This window comes from Methylobacterium sp. WL116 (genome assembly GCF_008039455.1).
Taxonomy (GTDB): Bacteria; Pseudomonadota; Alphaproteobacteria; order Rhizobiales; family Beijerinckiaceae; genus Methylobacterium.
Genome location: NZ_VRUV01000012.1, coordinates 1 through 21,696 on the forward strand (window position 1 = coordinate 1; position 21,696 = coordinate 21,696).

The following is a 21,696-nucleotide window of genomic DNA, read 5'->3' on the forward strand; positions in this document are numbered from 1 at the left end:
TCGCGACCGAGACAGACAGCGCCACCGCCATCGCTTCCAGCGTGGTGATGGTGACGTTCTCCGAACCGCGCTCGACCCGCCCGACATAGGCCCGGTCGATGCTGGCCGCGAGCGCCAAACGCTCCTGTGACAGCCCACGCTCGACGCGCAGGCGCCGCAGGTTCCAGCCGATGATCGTCCGCACGTCCATCGCGCGAGACAGCCAGATCCGCGGCTTGACAATCGACGGACCGACAGTCCCTCATTCATGCTATCTGAGGTGGCCGTCGCGCCCGTCCTCCATCCCCCCATCACTACGTTAGGAGATCCAGATGGACGCCTCGTTCACGGCCTTCCCATGCCCATTCGACCGCCCGCGCGCGAGGTTCGTAGGATCGCGCCATCGTCCATATCAGCTTGCTCACGTGCTCATCACCGGCATGTTGGCTCTCGCGGCTCCGACAGCCGAGGCCAGCACCGTTACCGACTTCCTCGATCGCATCGGCGGCTGCCGTAAGCCGCTGAGCGAGAGCTTCTCCAACGAGGTCTCACCGTACACGGCCAAGCCCTACGGTAAGCCGCTCGCCGAGTGGACGAACACCGACATCGGCGAGTTCCGGGCCTACTTCGTCGACTGCCAAGCCCGGCGGCGCGATTGGCAGAGCATCGGTGACTACAACCGCAACGACGCGATCCGAGTGATCGACACGACCATGGCCGAGCTCTGGACCAAGGTGCGCGATGCCCGCGGCATGGCCGCCAAGCAACGCACCGACGCTGCCTTCGAGGTCCGGGAACGCGAGCGCATCGCTGCGAATGAGCGGGACGCAACCGCGGCCGCAGCCCGGCAGACCCTGGCCCAGCAGCAAACGGATGCCGATGTCGCCCGGCGCACCGAGGCTGCCCGAACCACCGTCCTGCCGCTGATGCAGGAGATGTTCGCCTTCGCCCAAAACGAGATGTCACAGCTCCCGCCGGCCGAGCAGCTCGCCCGTGTCGACGCCTACCTCGCTCGGCTGCAAGCGCTACGCGGCGAGGTGGTCGGCACGAAGGTCGAGGCGCCCCTGAACGCCTCGATCAAAACATGGCAGGACCAGCGGGCAGGCTTGGCGGTGCAACTTGGTCGTGATCCATCCGCGGCACCGGGCCAGGCGGATGGACCCTACACCGATTTCGAATGGCTCGGGCAGCAGGGCCTCCTCGCCTTAACGAACCCGCTGCAGCGCGAGACCTACCGCACGTCGCTGGCGCGCGGGATCGACTTCAACGTCGGCGTCAGCAGCATCGCGGCGAGCGCCGCGGGTTGGCTCGTGCAGCTATCCGGCCGCCTTGGAAGCCCTGGGACCCCCGGCCAAGGCTTCTTCTGTCGGGTCGACGGCAGCGATACCGCGAGCCTTGCCGTGTTGCGAGGGATCACCCCGCCCTACGGCATCGTCCACGTCGCTGCCGCCGGGGTCGACGAGTACGTCCTTGAGAGCACGCCGGTGCACATCCGCATCGTGTTCACCGGCTGCCGGGTCACCCCACCGGATAACGGCGAAGGCCGAACACGCTGATCGCGGGCGGGCGCTGGTTTGGATCACCACCGGCACGATCGAATTTGATGCGATTGCTACGATTGAAGAGCCGGCGAGGATGAAGACCGGTGGCCGGGGAGTCCCCCCGGGCCACCACGAGCGCTTCGCCTAGCCTACGAAGCGCGCTTAAGCCGTCTGGGTCGAGCCTTGAGATTATCGACGACCGTGATGCAGTAGACCCGCGGCGCCGTGCGGCAGATCCGGCCAGGCAGCTTGATCGTGTTTTTGGGCTGCTTACCGCCTTCCGTCCGCGCCAGTCCTTCGTCGCGGAGCCGCTTCATCATATCGCGATGGTCGGGAAACTCCCGCTGAAAGCGTTTGGCCGGGATCAACAATTCGATGCGGCTACCCATCCGGCGCAGCACGCCGGCTTTCCGCAGAAACGCAGCCTCCTCATAAGGTCGCTTCAGCTTCTTTGCTCGGGCGATGTCGCTCCGATTGCGGGCACGGTAAGCACGGATCTCCTCGATGGCCGGGGGCGTGTAGGGAGCGTCGCCGGCCGTTGCGAGGGAGTGATAGACTGCCAAGGTCGCAGAGAGGGGCGCGCCCCAATCTTTGGGAATGACACCCGCATCGCCGGCAAGCATTCCCGCAACGAAGGTGATTGCAACCGTCTTTTCGCCGCGCGCCTTGCCCTTCTCCACTGCTTCGTCACGGGCTTGATTATGAAATTCGTTCATCAAAGACTTGATCTTGCGGTGCAGACCATTTTCGTCACGGGCAACTTCCGCCACAAGCCACTTTACGAACGCACGACCCGCCACTCCGTAGTTCTCGCTGACCGCCGTGCGCAGGTGCTCAGCCGCCTCTCGCGCATCTGCGAAGCCGTTCGGCACGGTGCGGAAAACGCCGAGCTTGTGTTCCTTCGGGATCGCGATTGTAAGGATCCGCGACGTGAACGCGTCCATAATGGCCACGTGGGCCTTCAGGAGATCGCGCTGTGGCACGTTGCTCGTGCTGAGCGTTGCCACTCGCACGTGCGTGATTGCTTCCGTGTCGGTCAGGCGTTTCCGGCCACCGGTCGTTGAAGCTTTGAACGCAACCTTCTGCACCACTTCACGCTGATTTTTGCTGTCCAATCCGGCGAGATTGACCTCGTCGAGGGCGCACAGGTTATCGGCGTGCGCGCGCTTGAGCGGGTCGTGGGCGTTGGCGGTCATGTCCCAGGTCTCGGCACCCCCGACATCGCTCGTCGGATCGCCCGCCCAGACCGAAGCTGCACCGGTTAACATCGTAGTCTTCGCACTCTCCCCTTCGCCGACGAGCTCGACCTGCGGGTTCTGAACGTGAGCGGGCGCGTAACGCAGGATCGCCCCAACGAGCGCGTACATCATGACGAAGAGAGGGATCGGCTGGTTCGCCACGACCGGTCCGAACGAGGCTTGCCAAGCCGCCAGGGTCCCGACAGAGGCGAATTTCGGATTCGGTTCGAACGCGATGATCACCTCGCGGGTGTCACCGTCGGGACGCTCGACTTCGCCGTTGCCGTAGACGTAATGCGCCTTGTCCAGCCAACCCGGCCGCGTGGCGACCAGGGCGGGACGGTAGCCGCTGTGCTGCTCCACCACCGTCATGAAGGCGGTCTTCGTCTTGTTCGCCAGCAGATCCGTGCCGGTCTTCGAAAGGCGTACGAACACCGCCTTGTCTTTGCTCACCAATTCGGTCGGGCTGAACCAGCACGCTTGATCCTGCGTGCCGTAGTAGATCCAGCGGGTGCCTTCCTGATCAACGACGGCGTCCAGGATGCGGGGGACCCCATCGTTGTTAGACAACTCAAAGGTGTCGTGGGGCCGGTCTGGCCCGCTGGTGCGTGGCTTGTCGGTCTTCATAAAAAGCGTCCTCTCGCTGGGTGAAATGGAGGTGGGACAGGTGGTTTCGAGGCTGATTTACCCCTGGATCCCACCTATCCCACGTGTTTTGGGGCATGGTGCCGTGGTGAGCCGCCATATGCAGTTCACAGCATTTACGTGGTTGGGGGGGGTGTTCGGGCTTCCCACCTCTAGGTTTTGTTGACGGCCTGCTAAGCAGGTCAGTTTTCTCGGTCAGGGGCGACGTCGGCCACGTTGCCTCGCAGAGGCAGGGAGGGGGCGAGCGACGGCCCCAGCTTGCTTTTCTCAGCTACCGGCATGATCCCTCGAAGAGAGTGCGTGCCGGTCATAGACAGGTGCCACGAAAGTCACCGCAGTGCCCGTCGGACCAAGGCAGAGGTTCATCGCCGGCGGGCTTCGCGCTCGCCGATGCCTCGGGGTGCTTCCTTCAGTGCGTGGGGACAAGACGGAGCCGCCCCGGTTCGATGGTCTCGAACCGCAACCCGAGCAGGACGAGCCGGCCCGTCAGCCCGGCTCGCGCGAGCGCCCGGACAGCCTGGATCTGCTGCTCGACCGTGAGGTCGCGCTTGCGCGTGTTGCGCACCGGTTTGCCCTCACGCTCCCCCTTCTTCTCGATGGTGTGGCGGCCCTCGAACTCAGGTTTTAGGGCGTAAGAGATAGCTCCCAGACCGCCATCCCAGGGCTTCACGTGCACCGGCCGCGGGACCGCTTTCGTGCGCGGGACCAGCTTCTTCAGCACCGCTTTGGCGAGTACGGCTTCGACCGCCGGGACCAAACCCCACAAATGCACGGAGACATGAGGATCGAACCGCTCGGCCTCGGGCAGGCGGTCGCGGCGGTCCTCGTTCCAGCTTGCATCCAATCCGAAAACGCCACGAGTGATACCCGCCTCGCGGAGGATTGCTGCGTATCGCTGCCCCTCTTCGACGAAGTCGAATTCCCCCGTCGGCTTGAGCGGCCGCAGGATGACCGACACCGCCATCCAGGCTTCCCGAGCATCGGAGGCCGTGAGGCGGCGCACGACGCGTACAAGGAAACGCTGGAGAGCAGGGGCGCAGCGGAGGCACGCGGGGTGAAGGCACCGCTGGCGCAGGCGGTGATGGCCACACGCGGCCACATCGGCGGCCATCACCGCCAAATCCGGATGCGTTTTCCCGTGCTTGCGCAGCCAGCGGCAGCGGCGCCGTTTTGCCTTTCTGATCTCGGCACGGTTCGGGCTGCGCTTGCGACGGTGTGCTTTGCCAATCGGCCAGGTCACCGCCTCCGTGTTGTAACCCGCCCCCGCCGCCATGGCCGTCGCGACGACGCGGTCTGTAAGAGAGAGGGCCACCGGCCCTCCCCCCTTGCTCGTTCGCTCAGACATCGGCGACCTCCGGGGACGCCAGGCTGGCATCGGGCTCGCTCGCCAAGGGCGACGGCACGGTTGCCCTCTCTTCAGCCGCCTTGAGCTGGTCCGCGAGCGCCATGAGCGACTTGGCCACTCGCTGCACACGCTCGCTCTGAGGACACGGCGTTGTCAGCACATCGAGCAGTTCCGCGTGAACCAGGGGGGGCAGAGCCAGGATCTCGTCAACGGGACCGTCAGATCCGGTGAGGCGCAGCTTGAGCTGGTTCGTGCTCGCCGTTCCACTCGGCTCTGTGCACTTGCGCGCGGCAGGGGAAGAAGACTGCTGCTTGCTACGCGTCTTCACCCACACCGCGAAGCCTTCGACAGAGACGGGAACGGACCGAGCTTCGTTGAGGATCTGCGCCCAGCTTGAGCACAGCTTTCTCTGAGCGGTGTCATGCGGCTGAGCAGTGATGTTCACACAGATCAGCGCCTCGTTCTTCAGCGTCGCCTTCGTCGTCTTCAATCCGGACTGTGAGATGGCGATGCCGAGGCGCACAGCATCGTTGCCGACGAGGCAGAGCAATTTGTAGCTCGGGACCAGTAGCTCCCAGACGCGGTCGTCCCACTGTCGGGCGAAGAAGCCTTCACCCCCGTTGTACGCCTGGCACTCGGCGCAAGCAGTCTTGATCTCCTCGATGGTCGCCTGACGGTTGTTATTGAAGGGGATAGCCTGACTGATGTTTTCCGGTGAAAGGAAAACTTCGGGGGGCACGGGCGGATCACCCTCCGCTTCCTGGATTGGCGTGATGTTGCTGAACATGAAACTGTCTCCAACCCCCGGATTGAGGGTTCGGCAGGACAGTAAAGCCAGCAAAAAACGAGGTCACTTTGCAAAGGTACAAAGCGCCACTAACATATTGGCATTGCTTATTTAAATCAGGGTGGTGAGTTCGTCTGGTAAGCGTTTGAACGAAACTACCTCAGGTGAAATCGCAGCGTTCGGTCGGATATCAGGCAAGTCATAGCCCTGCCGCGCGAGCGCAGAACGCACATAAGCATACTGTCCAAGCCAAAGCTTGAGCGCCTCAGTATTATTGGCTTTATTCAACAGCTTTTCCGCAAATTTACCGGCAACAGGACGAGTTGGACGCATGCAAGCGCCACCAAAATGATCAAGCCATATAAAAGCAGCAAAGTAGTTACCTTCTGCCTTGAACTGATAGGCCGCATATAAACTCGTGAGATCAGAAAAATGATCTCTAATCAATTTATACTCAATATCTTCACTGTTGTAATGCAACAATGCCTCCGCGCGCGTCCATTTACATTCTGAAGTTTCGTACAGAGAGAAGTTCAGGGAGACGTGATAAAGAGAGACGTATGCCCTTTGTTGTATTCTAGTTGTTGTTAGAACGCGATCCAGATCGCGCCAGGATAAGCCATAGGCCAACTGTTTCGACTTTTTTGGTGTAATAATTTGCCGTAAAAGTCGCATCGCCTCCTTATCTCGGACGAGCTTTTTGAGAGGTACCTGCCGGCTAGATTGCGGATAATTTTCAGCGATCAAGTTCTCTAGTAACCGCACTCTTGCGAGCATGCGGGCCGTTGCAAGAGCACTCCGGGACACGCGAAGCCAATTATCAGCATGCTCCTTTTTACATCGCTGACACTCGTGAAGTTTTTTACCAAGATAGATGGCTATTTGCAGCTCGTAAAGTTTTACAGCTCGAAGCAGAAGAGGTTTTGAATTATCCAATATAAAGTCGAAAGCGGCGGCAATATCATATTTTACATGACGATCATTTACTTTTAGCCTTCGGCTATTTCTTTCCATAAAGCCCTCGTTGCGGATCATCGTTACATAATAACTGGAATCAATTTTTTATTATAGGGCGGCAGAAAATTCTTCCAGCTCAAGGGGGCTGGCAGGCGCTCTCGATCTTGCTGGATGTATCTTCACCGCAAGCCGGATTGTATCCTCCGGCTTCGGTCGGCGGCTGCAGCGCACATTCCATAACGTTCATGAGGCGAACCGAACCGCGCGGGTATGGCGAGCAAGGTTGGCTATCCCATCGTGACCGTTGAGTGCGTCCAGGCTGCGCATGTAGTCTTGAACGGAGTATGCGGAGAAGGAACAGGGTGCCGGTCAATCAGCGCCAGCTCGCCGCTTCGATTATAGTCTATACGTAAATTCATCTTTCATCGCAGTGAGTTAGCCCCTTTTTTTAGAGCTTGGTTTCCGGGCTTTTGTGGCGTTCTCTCCCGTCGTGGCTGCGATGATGCTCATGCCAGCTCTCCCTCCCCTGGTGCCGGTTGACGGGTGTACGGAACTGGTGGTCCTGATCGCTGAAACGAGCGGCAATTTGGGATGTGGTTTCCGGTTACACCCCTGTTGGATCATAGGGTTAGGTGACGGCGTTGGTCGTTCGGAGGTCAAGCTCGTACTGACGCAGTGCGACGTAGGCGTACCGGCGTGACTTGGCGCGTCTGGAATCACCGATCTCCTCGTCAAACTTCGAAAGCCTGTAGCGGCGATTTAGGCTAATTGCGCGGCTTAGTCGGTTCTATTGCCAAAAATGTTTCCTAGTGCCGCAGAACCGGCCAAACTACATACTCTCTCGGCAGCTAATCTTGTCCGCTTTCTGGCTGGACCCAATTATTGAGCTGAATGGTGGAGACAGTTTCCAGTTCGAGGGGAAGAGCGAACTTTTGTCAGAAGCGAAAAGGGGCACTTTTCTTCACTATGGTCAAGCTAGGCAGCTTTGACAAAAAACGAATCAGGTCGCCTGCGTGGGATTAAGCAGAACTGCAAGCGGCGAGTTGTCCGAAAGCCCAGCCGTTTTAGATAGTTTTCCAGGTTTTAATAAGTTTTAAGGTTTTTCAGCATGCTACGCTGACAAAAATTTATCCTCAATTTCAATGACTTAGGTGTCGCGAAAATTGATGATGTACGGCCTTCCAATTGGTGATGTACGGCTTGTCATTGGCGAAGTACGGGATTTGGTTGGTGATGTACGGTTTTGGGTTGGCGATGTACGGCTATGACAAAAGTTATCCACAGGCGTAGCTGTAGAAAGAGCGCCTTGGCGGGCCCATCGGCGAAGTACGGTTTTGACAAAAACGGCTGACAAAAACGAGTTCACGCCAGGGGCAACTCAGGCTTACCAGCCCCGCTGCCCAAGGGGATGTCAGCCTCTTCCGGTTTGCGCTCGCGCATAACCAGCACCTCTTCGCGGCGGCCCGGCACCAGCTCCAGATCATAATCTGGGAACGGGAACATGCGTGTGCTGGCTACGAACTGCCGAACTTGGAAACTGAACTGGGGCAGGCCCTGGGTGGAACCGCTGCGCTTGTGCAGCTCTTTCAAGCCATACCGGGCGGCGCCGCTCTTGCCGGCGGCGCGGCGAGCCAGCCGGTAGATAAAACGGCCGATGCCCTGGGTGATCAGGAAATACTCCGGGTTCAGGGTCAGGATCTGTGGGTTGCCCTTCTCGCGCACCACACCGTTATAGACCCAGTCCGGGATGCCGATCTCCACCATGTCGATGTTACCGGTGGTCGTCTTGCTGATCACCTTGAACGTCTGGATCAGCGGCATCGTGATGACCTCGCGGCGGCTGCCGCCGGTCAAGTTGACGATCTTAATGCGGGTGCCCTGCAGGCGGTCCAGCGCAGCTTCCAGGTCCTTGTATTGTTTGCCACCGGAGCTGCGCCGGCAGAATTTCAGGATGTGCGAGGTGCTGGGGCGATACACGCGCGCCGGCACATCGGTGCGCAGCCCCTTCTCCTGCTCCAGGCGGTAGCGTCGGGCTTCTTCGGCCAGGCTGGTCACCATGTGCAGGAAGATGTCGTAGTCGAACACCGTGGCGAGGCCGGCCGAGGCGCTGCCGTCGATCGTAATAATGCAGTCCTTGAGTTCGTAGCGGATCTCCCCTCCCCGCTTGGCCTTGCCAAGGGAAAACGGCGCGACATCCATTAGATTGACGTCGTCTTTCAGCGGAGCGTCGTAGATGCTCGGCACGAAGAACGACATCTGCGAGTCGTCTTCAGGGGCCACGCGCAACACCGGCGTCGGAAGCTCGGCAGTCAGCGCGCCGATAATATCGGGCTGACGCTCGTTCAGCTTCACCGCCTCTCCGAGAGCCTTGAGGGCAATATCAAGGTCGGTGACCGGCTCGGGCGCGATCTTGAGATCAGCTAGGCTGCGACGGCTGTAGAAGCGCCGGAGGCGGCTCAGGGCTTCCTTGGTCAGCTCAACTGTCGGGCGGCTAGTCAAAGTGCAGAACGTGTCAGCCAAGTCCTGCAGGTAGGCGTTTTTCTCGTGCAACCCCAGAACACCGAAGGTCTCCAGGGTCATCAGATCAAGGCGAACAGGGGTACTCAAAAGTAGAATTCCGTAAAATCGTATTTCTGTTTTTGATGAATTACGCTTTAGGAAATTCGCGTTCCAAGAGCTCGCGCATCATGTCGGCCATTTTGGTACCGCGACCGGCACAGTGCATCTTGACACGACGGTGCAAGCTTTCTGGCACGTCGATCGTGAAGCGGGACATCTTCTCCTTGGGCGCAGCAGCAGGCTCTGGAGCCGGCGGCAGCACAGCCTCGATGGTTTTCAACGCCGTCGCTTTACCCCCCTCTCGGTCGCTCACCGGCTCAGTGCCTCGATTGGCGATCCAGGCATCGGCGCCAGTAGCGAGCTTGGACGTGGGCACCTTGAACAACACCGATTTTCCTCCCTTGGTCATGCGGCCTTCCTTTCCTTATTGGTTTTTGGCTTGATCTGAATGAGTTCGGCCGCCAGCTGCGCAACCTCCATAGCGGCTTCGCTTTTGGGATCGGCTTCGATCACGGACAAGCCTTGCATCGCGCTTTCAGCGTAGATCACGCGCTGGCTGAAGCCTGCGGCCAGGACCGGAAAGCCGAATTGTTCCAACGCACTGGCCACATCACGGCCAATCGCCGTATTTACGATTCTGCGATTAATAACAAACACGCCTTTAAGATTTTCCTTGTATTGCTGGGCCTCCTTGATTAGCTGCACGGTGTCAGCCGAGGCCCACACGTCATACGGCGAGGGCTGGACCGGGATCAGCACGATATCGCTGGCCAGGATGGCGGCGCGGCCGAGGTCGTTGACTCGTGGCGCGCCGTCGATGATCACAACATCATAGTCCGACGCCAGCTCGGGCAGATCCTTGTGCAGGGTCGGTTTCGCCATGCTGATCACCGGGAACAGCGGTTCGCCTTCCCGGGCGGATGACCAGGCCATCGAGCTGCCCTGCGGGTCGGCATCGACCAGTAGCACGCGGTTGCCGGCCTTGACGCAGATGGCAGCGAGGTTGGTCGCCACGGTTGTCTTGCCGACCCCGCCTTTCTGGTTGAGCACCCCGATGATCATAGAGCCGCCTTTCTGGATTTGCGCTTATTTGCATTTACGATTTTCTTCAAAACCGGTTCTGTAGGTCCACGATTTCACACAAACGTGGCGGTGCCAACGGTTGGGTAGCGACTATCCAATCAGATTGCGATGAATATGGTTCGAGGGCCACATTTCTGCATCACCGCAAACCCAGACAATCGTATTTCTGTAATTACGACATTTAAGACGACAGCGCCGCTCTCGCGGCGGTGCGCTCAGCGGTCAGTTTATCGATAACAGGGAATGCCATCCATGAGGGGGCACTTGGACAGTCGGCGACCGTAGCTGACGGGCTTAGCTTCTGCACCGGCTCAAACCGGGGATGAGACCGGTTGCACCTCGTTCGGATTCCTTATGACTATGAAGACCAGTGATATCTGACAGAACCATCAATCAAACGCAAAGTCGTATTTGCAGATTTACGACCACCGGAGCGACCACAGGCCCACCTGAGCACACCTGAGATGGACACCACGGATCAGCAAGAGCCGCACCCAACATCCCGCCAAGGTCAACCGGCGCTGGAAGCTGTGCTTCTCGCCCATGCTTTATCGGGGGCACAACGCTAACGAGGAGACGTTCGGCCGCCTCAGGAACTTCCGCTGATTGCGACTTGCTACGACCGCCTAGCAACCAATTACCTTGCTGCCGTCTGCCTCGACGCGACCGCCAGCTACTGGTTATGAGTCCGGACGCTTGTGCAGTGATGCGGTCGGAGGATTCACGAGGCGGGTGACGCATGCGAGTCTGGGCAATGGCTCAGACCGTCTGCATGCTCCACGACAGCGCCATTCAGTTAGCGCTTGCCGTGATCGCGGGCGACCGATCTCGACCCCTCAAGCACATCCTGAGGGTGCGCATCGTCCTGCTTTCTGGCAAGCGCTTGCCTGTGCAGGAGGTGGCTCGGCCGGCCCGCCGTGTGGCGCTGGCAGCAACACTTTGCCGAGGAGGGCGTCGAGGGTCTGCTGCGCGACAAGACGCGCCCGCCCGGCAACACACTCTACGCGGACGGTGGCGAAGGTGCTGGCGCTGACCTGCTCGGAGCCACGCGACGAGGTCACACGCTGGACCGGCCGAGCCGTCGCCGCGCGGGTCGGGATCTCACTGCGCTCCGTACAGCAGATCTGGCAGGAGCATCGCCTGCAACCGCATCGGATCCGAACGTTCAAGCGCTCGCACGACCCGGCCTTTACCCAGAAGGTCGAGGATGTCGTGGGCCTTTACATGAAGCCGCCCGCCCACAATGTGGTGCTGTCCATCGACGAGAAGAGCCAGATCTAGGTGCTGAAGCGGACTCGTCCCGACCGGCCGCTCGCCCCCGGCTATCCCGCCGTCCAGACTCACGACGATACCCGTCACGGCACAACGACGCTGTTTGCCGCCCTCGACGTCCGAGCCGGTAACGTGCTCGGCCGCTGCATGCAGCGCCACTGAAACGGCGAACTCATCCGGTTTCTCAATGGCATCGAGGCCGCCGTCTCGCCCGGCAAGATGATCCACGCCATCCTCGATAACGTCGCCACCCACAAACATCTGAACTCCTTGATACGATACTAAATCACCTCAATCTAGGAGTCGCCGGCTTCTTTCAGATAGCATCATATATTGACAGCTACAGCTTCGAGGTAATATTCTACCTCGAGGGAATTACGAGTGGCGTCGGGATGGAGACGCATGTACTGCCGCAAAGCCGCGCATTTGCAATTTGTGATAGAAATTCCTGCGTTCTAATCGACGTAGTAGCAGATACCAGCATTGGACCGACCGGCATTTCCAATACATAGCTTTCAAGAAAAAGATCTTGATTATGTAAGAACGATTATTTAACTTCGTGCAAAATGGCTATTTATCCAAGCAAATACTATAAGCTAAGATAGCACGTCGATTTGCTTATCCCAGATTTTTCGTTGCATTGCACAATTATTCATAGCTCAGGTTAAAAAACTTCTGTCGATCTTAGTATAAATATTGCGCTGCTGAAGTCTCAGATGAAACGATCTGCTTGATATTGGCTCAATTCCATGTGAGCTTGACCAAACCCTCCATGGTCCATGCGAAAATATTTTGAAAGTGTCATGACAATACAAAATTGCTACGGATTTGTACCGAAAAATAACGCGCTATCCATCGCTAGATTTTAATATATGGTTTTCAGTATTCGACATCTCGTCGATTTTATTGAGGGCGCATTGTTGGCTGAAGAACTTCCTAGTTGTGGCCTGTTCCGCCGACTGCCATTGGGTATGCGGATGTGATATGGGCACCGGAGCGATACGAAGTGACGATCGAGAACAGGACCACCGGGGATGAAAATCAGGAGCGCGGCCACGGGATCGTCGATCCTGAAGAACGGTATTAAGGCGACGAAACCCGTTTTCGTTACGGCGATTGTGTTCAGCTTTTTCATAAACTTGCTGATGTTCGTCAGCCCAATTTACATGCTTCAGGTTTACGATCGTGTATTATCGAGCCGTAACGAGACGACTCTTGTAGGCATCACAATCATAGCCACTTTTGCTCTTGTCGTCTACGCTATTCTTGAGATGCTCCGCTCGCGAATTCTTGTACGCGCCGGTATCCTGTTCGATCAGGAAATCGCAAACCCAGTCTTCTCGGCCGTGCATCGGGGCAACCTGCGCAATCCCGAGGGCGGTTATGGGATTGCACTGCGTGATGTTGATGCCGTGCGTGAGTTCCTCACAGGCAGCGGCTTGCTAGCGTTTTGCGATGCGCCTTGGACACCAATCTTTCTATTGGCCTGCTTCATCCTGCACCCCTGGTTTGGCTGGATGGCGATCGCCGGCGGCCTAATCATTTTTGCCCTGACGCTTCTCAACGATGTTGCCACGAAGCGCGAGCTGGCCGCTGCTGGGCAAGCAGCCAACGCTGCTGGACAGTACGCGCAGGCAGCAATACGTAACAGCGAGGTACTGCAGGCCATGGGCATGCTCGGAGCCCTACGCGGTCTCTGGGGACACCGCCACGCTGAAGTTTTAGCGTTCCAGGCATTGGCCAGCGACCGTGCGGGGCTTATCGTTGCAACGACGAAATTCACGCGCATGTTTCTCCAAACTATGATCCTAGGGGTAGGAGCCTATCTTGCGCTTCACCGCGAAATCTCTCCAGGCTCGATGATTGCAGCCTCGATCATTATCGGAAGGGCGCTCGCTCCTATCGAACTCTTAGTTGCAAATTGGAAGGGCTTCACTGCCGTACGGGCGAGCTACGGTCGGCTTCAGAAGCTCATTGAATTCGCTGGGATCGAGCCTGAGCGCATGAACTTGCCGCGGCCCGCTGGCCAGATCGACGTCGAGAACCTCTTCGTATCCGCACCCGGTAAGAGCAATCCCATTATACGTGGTGTAAGCTTCCGCCTGATGCCGGGGACCGTAGTTGGGGTTGTCGGCCCAAGCGCTGCGGGCAAGTCGAGCCTAGCTCGTGCAGTTACGGGCGTCTGGCCAATCGGCTCTGGGGCCCTGCGCATCGATGGCTCCGACCTGTCACACTGGGACCCGCAAGCACTCGGGCGCCATATTGGCTACTTGCCCCAAGACGTCGAACTATTTGCCGGTAGCGTAGCGCAGAACATCGCTCGCTTCGAGGCAATAGACGACGCCGCTGTGATTGCTGTGGCCCAGAAGGCAGGATGCCACGAGCTGATCCAAGGCTTGGCCGAAGGCTACAACACCCAGATTGGGATCGGGGGACACGCGCTCTCTGGCGGCCAGCGTCAGCGGATCGCTTTAGCGCGCGCCATGTACGGCCATCCAAGCTTCATCGTGCTCGATGAACCTAATGCCAGCCTCGACATAGCGGGCGAGGAAGCCTTGATGCAGGCAGTTCAAGAGCTGAAGCAGATGGGCACTACAATCATGATCGTGACGCACAAGGTCAACATCTTGAGCACGGTCGATACGGTGCTCGTGATGAACCAGGGCACCATCCAAGCCTACGGACCGCGCGAGCAAATCTTTGGGCAGGTAGTTGGACCACGTGCAGTGCCGGCCTCAGTACCAGTTCAACCCGACCGGATCGGCGGGGAAGCCCAGCGGGCCGCGGGATAGAGGTTAAGTCAGCAATGAAAATCCATTTTCCGACGCCTTTTAGCCGTTCAGGACTGGCGGCTACAGCATTACAGGTCTGGCTCGTGCTGGCTGGTACCGAGCGTCGCGCCGTGACGCCGATTGCCTCTGGATCTGAACCCAAGAAGGGCATGCCGCAACCACCAAGCCTGACAACATGGAAGCATCACGCACTAGCCGGCTATGCACTAATCTTCACAACTTTCGGTGTGATGGGGGCCTGGGCTGCGGTTACCCGACTTGACCGGGCTGTAGTCAGTCAAGGTACAATAAACGTGGAGAATAGCCGTAAGGTCGTACAGCATTTCGAAGGGGGTATGGTTAGAGAAATCTTGGTCAAGGAAGGTCAGACAGTGGAGCAGGGCGAACTGCTAATGCGCCTTGATCCCGTTCAGTCGCGCGCAAGCGTCGATCTCTTTCGCAGCCAGCTGGATGCTGTTCTGATACAGGAGGCGCGCCTAATTGTTGAGCGCGACGGCGCAGCTGCCCTGGAGTTACCTGCAGAAATTACGGCGCGCCGGACCGATCCTATTGTTGCCCGGATCATCACGGACCAAACGAATCAATTCAAGGAGCGTCAAGGCTCCCTCAAAGCTCAAATCGAGCTGCTCGAGTCCCGTGCCCGGCAGTTGCAGACTGAAATATTGGGCATTACTGTAGAGAAAACCTCAACGGAGGCGCAAGTCGGTTTTATCAATCAGGAACTCGTTGGCTTACGCACGTTGCACGAGAAAAATCTGATCCCGATAAATCGTCTTTTTGTGATGGAGCGGGAGCGTACGCGGCTCGAGGGGGTTATTGGGCGATCGATCGCCGATACGGCTAAAGCTCAAAACGGCATCGGCGAGGCCGGCCTACAGATCACACAAATCAAGCAGAAACTTCAAGAAGACATCGCCGGACAGCTTTTAGAGACGCGGCAGAAAGGCTCTGAGTTGCGCGAGAAGCTGTCTGTAGCCCAAGATGTACTCAAGCGTCTTGAGGTCAGGGCGCCGCGATCAGGCGTTGTCCAGAGCCTTAAAGTCTACACGGTTGGCCAAGTCGTTCGCTCGGCTGAGGCATTGATGGAAATCGTGCCTAACGATGACAAATTGGTCGTGCATGTGCAGTTCTCGCCTAACGACCTCGAAACCGTGCATGCCGGCATGCCGGCGGAAATCAAGTTTCCAACCTTTCACTCGCGACGCATTCCGGTCATACTCGGTAATCTTGAGACCATCTCGCGTGATCGCTTAATCGACGAGGCGACACATCAACCCTATTTTCTTGGAATTGTGCAGATTAACAAACTACAAGTACCTAAGATGATGCAGGGCCGCCTCGTGGCAGGCATGCCCGCTGAGGTCGTCATCACGACTGGCGAGCGCACGGCGTTGGATTATATGGTAGCGCCGTTTTTCGAAGCCATGGGGCACTCGTTTAATGAGCATTGAGTGCGTAAAAGTCTTTCATGTAACAGTGTTGGGAGACGATATGGAATGCGCTCTAGCGCAACTCTGACGATCGGGGTACCCATTTGATGGGGGGCGTACTCTCTTTTTTCCGTCCTGGAGCTGTTGCCTGGGGCGATTGGTCCTAACAGCCTCCACTTTGCAACCGTCTTCTGGTTGATCCCATAGCGCTTCGACAACGTCCTCAGGCTCGCTTGACTATGCTGGATCGCTCGACGGATCGCCTCAGTCGTCGTGGCGCTGCCGTGAAGAACCTGGCCCATAGCGCGTCCTTCCACTCAGACGTGAAGATTGCACCACCAAACCCCGGGATCAAACATCGACCAAGCGGCCGCGCTCCAGGGCTGGGATCTGCCCGAGGCGTTCCAGCACCTACGCCACCTCCTGGAGGCGCGCATGGGCAACCGCGGCAAGCGGGAGTTCATCCAGGTGCTGTGCCTGATGGAGGCGATGCCGAAGGACGTCGTGGCCTCGGCCGTCACCGACGCGATCCGGCTCGGGGCGATCGGCTTCGACGCGGTCAAGCTGATCGCGCTGGCCCGGCTGGAACGACGACCGCCCCGGCTCGTCCTGGCGGCCTACCCGCATCTGCCGAGGAGGGCGGTGAGGACGACCGCGGCCGCCGACTACACGGTGTTGGTGCCGGAGGTGGCAGCATGAGCGCGGCACGTGACGAGACGATGCCGGGCGGCACCACCGGCGGCACGCCGGGGATCCTGCTCGCCCACCTCCTCAAGCAGCTGAAGCTGCCCACGGTGCTGCGCGAGTACGACAAGGTCGCCCGGGAGTGCGCTCAGGGCGGCATCGACCACCCGCGCTACCTGCTCCGGCTGGTCGAGCTGGAACTCATCGATCGCGAACGGCGCATGGTCGAACGCCGGATCCGGTCGGCACGCTTCCCGGCGGTGAAGCGCCTCGACACCTTCGACTTCAGCGCGATCCCGAGCCTGAACAAGATGCTCGTGCTGGAACTGGCGCGCTGCGGCTACATCCTTGGCCGAGAGAACGTCATCGCACTCGGCAACTCCGGCACCGGCAAGACCCACATCGCCTTGGCTCTTGGCCTGGCAGCTTGCCAGAAGGGCTTCTCGGTCGCGTTCACCACCGCGGCCTCTCTGGTCAACCAGCTCCTGGAGGCACGCGACGAGCGCCGCATGCTCCGGCTGCAGCGCGAACTGGCTTCGGTGAAGCTGCTGATCGTCGACGAACTCGGCTACGTGCCGCTGTCGGCCACAGGAGCCGAGTTGCTGTTCGAGGTCTTCTCCCAGCGTTACGAGCGTGGCTCGACCGTGGTGACCTCGAACCTGCCATTCGAGGATTGGACCTCGGTCCTGGGCTCGGAGCGGCTCACCGGCGCGCTGCTCGATCGGCTGACTCACCACGTCAGCATCCTCAGCTTGAACGGCGACAGCTACCGCCTCAAGGCCTCCCGCAGCCGACGCGGCTGCGGCGACGCAGGGCGGAGCAAAACTAGGCCACCATCGATCCCCACGATCCCGAGACGGGCGAGATCCTGCTAGCTTGAGCCTCAGGATCGGCGATAAACGATGAAGGGGCCCGATCGGGCCCCTTCATCGTTCAAGCTGCCGGCCGCCAATGGCCTGGTTTTACTCCGCCACAGCGGCCTGGAATTGGTCCGCCCTTTACAGGTCTGGCAAAGAATTTAGAGCGCCTAACAGAACTGTCTGATTTGGTTGAGTGTGATGAGGCTGGCAGCGAGGCTGGTGAAGGCTTCGTAGATGTCTGCACGTCGCTCGTAGCGCACGGGCAGCCGACGGAAGCGATTGAACCAAGCGTGCGTGCGCTCCACCACCCACCGGTGCCGGCCCAGCCTCTCGCTGCTCTCGATGCCGCGGCGTGCGATGCGCGGTACAATCCCACGCGCTCGGCACTCGTGTCGGCGCGGTTCAGCGTCGTAGGTTTTGTCAGCGTGCAGTTTGTCCGGGCGGTGTCGTGGTCGGGGCCGCCGACCGTTGCGCACGGGTGGAATGGCATCAAGGGTCGGTGCCATCATCACGCTGTCGTGCCGGTTGGCCCCACTCGGGCGGAAGCCGAGCGGCGTACCGCGCGCATCGGTGACGAGGTGGCGCTTCGTGCCCGCCTTGCCCCGGTCCGTCGGGTTCGGGCGGGTGGTAGAACCCCTTTTTGGGCTGGGACAGAGGCGCTGTCCAAGCCCGCTCGGCTCCAGTCGATCTCGCCCGCCCCGTGCAGGCGCTTCAAGAGCACCTGATGCAGGCGCGCCCATACGCCGGCCGCCTGCCAGTCCCGTAAGCGGCGCCAGCAACTCATCCCGCAGCCGCAGCCCATCTCCGCTGGCAGCATCTCCCACGGAACGCCTGAGCGCAGCACGAACAGAATGCCGTCAATGCAGTTCGGTTCTCGATCGGCCGTCGACCACCTTTTGGACGTGGGCGGGGCGGCGGCAGAAGCGGCGCAATCTTGGTCCAGAGATCATCGGGCAGAAGCGGACGAGCCATCAAGATCAACGCCCGCCAGCCCCGTGCCCGTTCTGTTAGGCGCTCTTAGCCGCATGACCTACTGACGTGGGTCAGCATGCCTCACCCATTTAGCGGTCTCTGACGGTGATCGACCAGCCAGCGGAGACCGCAGGTGGCAACGTAGAGGATGAGGGCTACGAGGGTCGCGATCCCAGCGGCTCGTAGGTCGGGTACTCCGGACACGGTGCCCTGCTCGACCAGGGTGTGACTGCGATTGGGGCTCCAGGTGGTGCGGCTATCTTCGTGCAGAACGAGGCGGCAGCGGCATTTCTGGGCTGGGTTGAACGGATCAAGTCCATTGGCAAGGCAGGCTGGTAGAGGGCGTGCGTCCCACGTGGCCTACCCAGCAAGGACAAGGGCGAACAGCAGATAAGGCGCGGCGAGGAACCAAGCGAGGCGACGGTACCTGGGAATTTTGTGCGTCACGGCCTGGGACCTGCGTTCGACAGGTCGAGTGGCCTCATGAGCCTACGGCAAAAAACGCGTCGGAAAGATAGCAGCACGATCCGCTCGCCGTTGTCCTATTTTCGCTAAGTCGCTTGGTCGAGCAGGATGAGATCGGCCCGATGAACCCAAGGGCGTGCTCTGGATGCTGCTCGCTGCAGAATGCAAGGTCCTAGATCTTCACGCTCTGGATCTGGGACTTCGTAGTCGGAGGAGAACCTAGGGAACCCGCAGCCTCATCGCAGACGCCTCCCGTCTTCCGGCACTGCAGCCAGGTCGACGTTGTAGCCCTTCGCGGCGAGCGCCTCGAGGACGAGGTACTTTACCGTCACCCGGCGGTTCAGGGCTTCCTGGCGCAGGGCTGTCCACACCGTATCTGGCACCTCAAATTTCAGCGCCGCCCCCTTCGCAGGGGCAATGGGGGCTTTGGGTTCTTGGGCAGTCGGGCCAAGCGGGGGCTCAATTGCAGCTGCAGCTGAGATTGATGCCTCGGCCTGCTGCTCGGGAGCGGTGGAGGATCGGGTGAAGCCGAGGTCGCTCGTTGCTGCGGCGAGCTGCTGAGCACCCTCCTGCGAGATACGTGGCCGCGGGCGTGGGGCGGGCTGGAAAGCGGGCTTCATCATTGCGCTCACGCGGCTTCCTGATGAACAGCGAGAACCTCGAGCAGCTCACCGAGCGTGCCAGCGACCTCCTGCAAGGCCTTTGGGTCACCGTTGGGGTGAGCCGGCGTCGCGCCGGTGAAGTGGATGCTCTGGTATGCCGCGCGTTGGATGATCTCCGTACGCAGGACCGGGATGTTGGCTAATTGGATTTCCTGGCGGGCGTGCTGTGCCACGCGGCTCTGCAGGGGCGACATCTGCGTCAGGGCAACGCGGGCCGGGATCGGCCGGCGCAGCATCTTCTCTGCACGCTGAACGACCTCATACGTGCGGAACACCTCTTGAAGGTCCATGCCTGACACCTTGGTCGGTATCAGCACCAGATCGCTCTCCGCGATCGCATAGGTCACCATCTGCGAGGCGGCACCCTCAAGGTCTACGAAGACGAGGCTGTAACGCGACGCTGCGTCAGTGATCCGGTCGAGAACCGTTTTCTCGGTCACGTCCGCGATCACATCCACGCTGCAGTCCTCGCCGGCGCGCTCGCGCCAAGAGGCTATGTGCCCATTCGGATCGGCATCAACGATAGCGACGCTGCCGCCCTGGCGCGCGAAGGCGTCGGCCAGACAGATCACCAGCGTTGTCTTTCCAACACCGCCCTTGGTCGAGCACACGGATATGACCGCCATCGCCCCAGCCCCCCCTGTTGTACGCCTTCCCGAGCACCCAAGCGAGCTGAGGCCCAAAAGGTCAACGAACTTTTAACCCGAGCGCCCTGAAGGGCAAGTTCCCCTTTGGGGCATAGGGTAGATGCCCGAGCGCTCGCCTGAGCCGATGGGCACGTGGGCATCTGAGCACGAGGGCCATTAGGCGGTTGGGCGAGGGGGCTGACGCGCACCTGGGCCCCAGGGCACCTGCTGCGAGAAAGGCCGGCCGGAGGGATTTCCGTCTGCGGGCGACCATGCAATCTTGGGCTGCGAGCGAAAGCCGGCTATTTGCCAGCGGCTTGGCCGTTTGACACGGAGCCTGCCGAAACGACTATGCGACGAGCTGCGCAGTGCAGCGAGTCGGAGCCTAGAAACACGAAACCCGCCACTAGGGCGGGTCACATGCCGGCTGAGGCCGGGGATTAGATGATCGTTTGGCGACATCATCCTCCCCGAAATCGATGCCCCGGGTCAAGAGGAAAACTGCGGTTTTCCCTGATGGCGGAGCTTTGCCTGCATGCGCCTGCGCCCCTGCGGCGGGTCGTTCGACGCGAGGGGCGAAGCTATGGGCGTTTTCGAGGAGATGCGGCGGGCTGTTGAAGCTGCCGCGGACGATCGGCTAGGCAGAGCAGCTCGACGGGCGCATGGGAGCACGCCGCAGCGCAAGCTACGCAGCGCCCGTGAAGGCGCGGACGCTCGGGATTGTATCAGCGCAGCTCGTTCTGGCAGGTGCCCCTCCCGTTCAAAGAGAAGGGGCACTTCCTGCCCGCTCACACCACCGCACCGGTTCACGGCCTCGCATGCCCGAAAGCCTTGTCAGGCGCCGTCGCATGGCCGCCGGCGGCTACCTCCCCCCGAAGCTCGCACTCGCCTTCACGCCCGGCGAACAGGCCGTCCTGGCCGTGGTCGCGCCCGAGGTCGGGAAGCGAGGCAAGTGCACCCTGGCGATCGGGCATATCGCGGCGCTCGCCGGTGTGTGCGCGACCTTGGTGAAGCGGACCCTTCGGCAGGCGCGGCTGCTCGGCATCGTGGCTATCAAGGAGCGTCGGCTCAGCCGCTCGAGGAACGACACCAATGTGGTCACGGTCGCCAACCCCGAATGGTCGGCCTGGCTACGCCTGCGCATGCCTCGTGCGAGCCATTCGGGCTTCCAGGGAGTAGCGGGCACAACTGTGCCGTCCACGACTATCGAAACTCTCAGAAGGGTTTCCACAGGCCGTTCACAAGCTGAAACCGAACCCAGAGCAGGGGCGAAACGCCAAATCCGTCCACAGGCGCGGGTTGAAGGCGCGTAGGGCGGCCGCTGCGCTCACCGGATAGGGTGAGCGGCCGCCCTACGCTTTCGGGAAGGGGGGGCCTATTCTGCGAGATCGAGGCTCGCGGAAGCGGCGAAATGCTGCCGAGGGGCAGCGGACTGCCTAAGCCAAGCGGCAGGGCTTCACCCCGACGCGGACGGCAACTAGGGCTAGGGACCGAGGAATAGATCGCCGGCGCACACTCAAGGAGGAACAGACCGTAATCGGGATCTGGCAAAATACCTACAACCGCATTCGACCGCATTCGTCCTTGGGCTACCGGCCGCCCATGCCTGTCACCGGCCCGGATGTAGTCTTCCGGCTACCCATGGCCGCCACAATACAGTAGCCTCTCAATCGGCCCGGTCCAAATTACCGGTCAGATCAGCTTCAACGCCGCCTACAACAACCGCCAGCAGCGCGTGCACAACGAACTCACACCCGAGATAGCGCTGTGCCAGGGTCTGCAAGTTAATCTTGCATTGG

At 60.1% G+C, this 21,696-nt stretch carries 14 protein-coding genes and 7 pseudogenes; 9 read left to right on the forward strand and 12 right to left on the reverse strand.

From position 1 onward, the window contains the following. On the reverse strand, positions 1-190 hold a 190-nt coding region (locus FV223_RS02510; RefSeq protein WP_147725317.1), incomplete at its 3' end, for a helix-turn-helix transcriptional regulator. A 121-nt stretch (positions 191-311) separates the two neighbouring features. On the opposite strand from FV223_RS02510, the gene FV223_RS02515 reads away from it, so the two are divergent. Next, positions 312-1,535, forward strand: coding sequence for a hypothetical protein (locus FV223_RS02515; RefSeq protein ID WP_147725318.1), 1,224 nt, complete (start codon positions 312-314; stop codon positions 1,533-1,535). Positions 1,536-1,669: 134 nt separating this feature from the next. On the opposite strand, the gene FV223_RS02520 is transcribed toward FV223_RS02515, so the two are convergent. From FV223_RS02520 to parA, 7 genes are all read right to left on the reverse strand, one after another. Beyond that, on the reverse strand, positions 1,670-3,385 hold the full coding sequence (locus FV223_RS02520; RefSeq protein ID WP_147725319.1) for a DUF927 domain-containing protein: 1,716 nt from the start codon (positions 3,383-3,385) through the stop codon (positions 1,670-1,672). 427 nt (positions 3,386-3,812) lie between these two features. Next, positions 3,813-4,715 carry a hypothetical protein gene (locus FV223_RS02525; protein WP_147725320.1) on the reverse strand — a complete coding sequence of 301 codons (903 nt, stop codon included), beginning with the start codon at positions 4,713-4,715 and terminating at the stop codon, positions 3,813-3,815. A 25-nt stretch (positions 4,716-4,740) separates the two neighbouring features. Beyond that, entirely contained in the window at positions 4,741-5,535 is a 795-nt protein-coding gene (locus tag FV223_RS02530) for a hypothetical protein (protein WP_147725321.1), read from the reverse strand. A gap of 111 nt (positions 5,536-5,646) precedes the next feature. Beyond that, complete coding sequence (locus FV223_RS02535) at positions 5,647-6,570, reverse strand: hypothetical protein (RefSeq protein ID WP_147725322.1); 924 nt, start codon at positions 6,568-6,570, stop codon at positions 5,647-5,649. A 1,284-nt stretch (positions 6,571-7,854) separates the two neighbouring features. Further along, a complete protein-coding gene (locus FV223_RS02540) occupies positions 7,855-9,072 on the reverse strand; it encodes a replication initiator protein A (protein WP_187276033.1) in 1,218 nt (405 codons plus the stop codon). Positions 9,073-9,139: 67 nt separating this feature from the next. Further along, on the reverse strand, positions 9,140-9,460 hold the full coding sequence (locus tag FV223_RS02545) for a hypothetical protein (protein WP_147725324.1): 321 nt from the start codon (positions 9,458-9,460) through the stop codon (positions 9,140-9,142). Continuing rightward, entirely contained in the window at positions 9,457-10,113 is a 657-nt protein-coding gene (gene parA, locus FV223_RS02550; RefSeq protein ID WP_147725325.1) for a ParA family partition ATPase, read from the reverse strand. The genes FV223_RS02545 and parA overlap by 4 nt, the downstream gene beginning before the upstream one ends. A 508-nt stretch (positions 10,114-10,621) precedes the next feature. On the opposite strand from parA, the pseudogene FV223_RS02555 reads away from it, so the two are divergent. The 4 genes and pseudogenes from FV223_RS02555 to FV223_RS02575 all read left to right on the forward strand — a co-directional run. After that, positions 10,622-10,820, forward strand: a pseudogene (locus FV223_RS02555) (IS5/IS1182 family transposase); the annotation flags it as partial. Between the two features lie 68 nt (positions 10,821-10,888). Continuing rightward, positions 10,889-11,642 (forward strand): annotated as a pseudogene (locus FV223_RS31455) (IS630 family transposase); the annotation flags it as partial. A 798-nt stretch (positions 11,643-12,440) separates the two neighbouring features. Further along, entirely contained in the window at positions 12,441-14,198 is a 1,758-nt protein-coding gene (locus FV223_RS02570; protein WP_147725327.1) for a type I secretion system permease/ATPase, read from the forward strand. A 149-nt stretch (positions 14,199-14,347) separates the two neighbouring features. Then, positions 14,348-15,649, forward strand: coding sequence for an HlyD family type I secretion periplasmic adaptor subunit (locus tag FV223_RS02575; RefSeq protein WP_147725338.1), 1,302 nt, complete (start codon positions 14,348-14,350; stop codon positions 15,647-15,649). Positions 15,650-15,798: 149 nt separating this feature from the next. Here FV223_RS02575 and FV223_RS02580 read toward each other — a convergent pair. Continuing rightward, a pseudogene (locus FV223_RS02580) lies at positions 15,799-15,930 on the reverse strand (IS481 family transposase); the annotation flags it as partial. Between the two features lie 55 nt (positions 15,931-15,985). Between FV223_RS02580 and FV223_RS02585 the strand changes: the two are divergent. Both FV223_RS02585 and istB read left to right on the forward strand, forming a co-directional pair. Continuing rightward, positions 15,986-16,327: pseudogene (locus FV223_RS02585) on the forward strand (IS21 family transposase); the annotation flags it as partial. Further along, positions 16,324-17,141: pseudogene (istB, locus tag FV223_RS02590) on the forward strand (IS21-like element ISMex8 family helper ATPase IstB). The pseudogenes FV223_RS02585 and istB, both read left to right, overlap by 4 nt. Before the next feature lie 198 nt (positions 17,142-17,339). Here istB and FV223_RS02595 read toward each other — a convergent pair. From FV223_RS02595 to FV223_RS02605, 3 genes and pseudogenes are all read right to left on the reverse strand, one after another. Continuing rightward, positions 17,340-18,144, reverse strand: a pseudogene (locus tag FV223_RS02595) (IS5 family transposase). Between the two features lie 701 nt (positions 18,145-18,845). Next, positions 18,846-19,241, reverse strand: coding sequence for a hypothetical protein (locus tag FV223_RS02600; RefSeq protein ID WP_147725328.1), 396 nt, complete (start codon positions 19,239-19,241; stop codon positions 18,846-18,848). Then, entirely contained in the window at positions 19,238-19,897 is a 660-nt protein-coding gene (locus FV223_RS02605) for a ParA family protein (protein WP_147725329.1), read from the reverse strand. Before FV223_RS02605 ends, FV223_RS02600 begins: the two co-directional genes overlap by 4 nt. Before the next feature lie 848 nt (positions 19,898-20,745). Between FV223_RS02605 and FV223_RS02610 the strand changes: the two genes are divergently transcribed. Both FV223_RS02610 and FV223_RS02615 read left to right on the forward strand, forming a co-directional pair. Further along, complete coding sequence (locus tag FV223_RS02610; protein ID WP_147725330.1) at positions 20,746-21,210, forward strand: hypothetical protein; 465 nt, start codon at positions 20,746-20,748, stop codon at positions 21,208-21,210. 199 nt (positions 21,211-21,409) lie between these two features. Beyond that, a pseudogene (locus tag FV223_RS02615) lies at positions 21,410-21,559 on the forward strand (integrase core domain-containing protein); the annotation flags it as partial. Positions 21,560-21,696: the final 137 nt, after the last annotated feature.

Excerpts from the sequence above, each read along its gene's own strand:
- FV223_RS02570 (WP_147725327.1), top strand. The coding sequence starts at position 12,441 with ATGAAAATCAGGAGCGCGGCCACGGGATCGTCGATCCTGAAGAACGGT.
- FV223_RS02520 (WP_147725319.1), bottom strand. The coding sequence starts at position 3,385 with ATGAAGACCGACAAGCCACGCACCAGCGGGCCAGACCGGCCCCACGAC.
- FV223_RS02540 (WP_187276033.1), bottom strand. The coding sequence starts at position 9,072 with ATGACCCTGGAGACCTTCGGTGTTCTGGGGTTGCACGAGAAAAACGCC.
- FV223_RS02535 (WP_147725322.1), bottom strand. The coding sequence starts at position 6,570 with ATGATCCGCAACGAGGGCTTTATGGAAAGAAATAGCCGAAGGCTAAAA.
- parA (WP_147725325.1), bottom strand. The coding sequence starts at position 10,113 with ATGATCATCGGGGTGCTCAACCAGAAAGGCGGGGTCGGCAAGACAACC.
- FV223_RS02530 (WP_147725321.1), bottom strand. The coding sequence starts at position 5,535 with ATGTTCAGCAACATCACGCCAATCCAGGAAGCGGAGGGTGATCCGCCC.
- FV223_RS02515 (WP_147725318.1), top strand. The coding sequence starts at position 312 with ATGGACGCCTCGTTCACGGCCTTCCCATGCCCATTCGACCGCCCGCGC.
- FV223_RS02545 (WP_147725324.1), bottom strand. The coding sequence starts at position 9,460 with ATGACCAAGGGAGGAAAATCGGTGTTGTTCAAGGTGCCCACGTCCAAG.
- FV223_RS02610 (WP_147725330.1), top strand. The coding sequence starts at position 20,746 with ATGGCCGCCGGCGGCTACCTCCCCCCGAAGCTCGCACTCGCCTTCACG.
- FV223_RS02575 (WP_147725338.1), top strand. The coding sequence starts at position 14,348 with ATGCCGCAACCACCAAGCCTGACAACATGGAAGCATCACGCACTAGCC.
- FV223_RS02605 (WP_147725329.1), bottom strand. The coding sequence starts at position 19,897 with ATGGCGGTCATATCCGTGTGCTCGACCAAGGGCGGTGTTGGAAAGACA.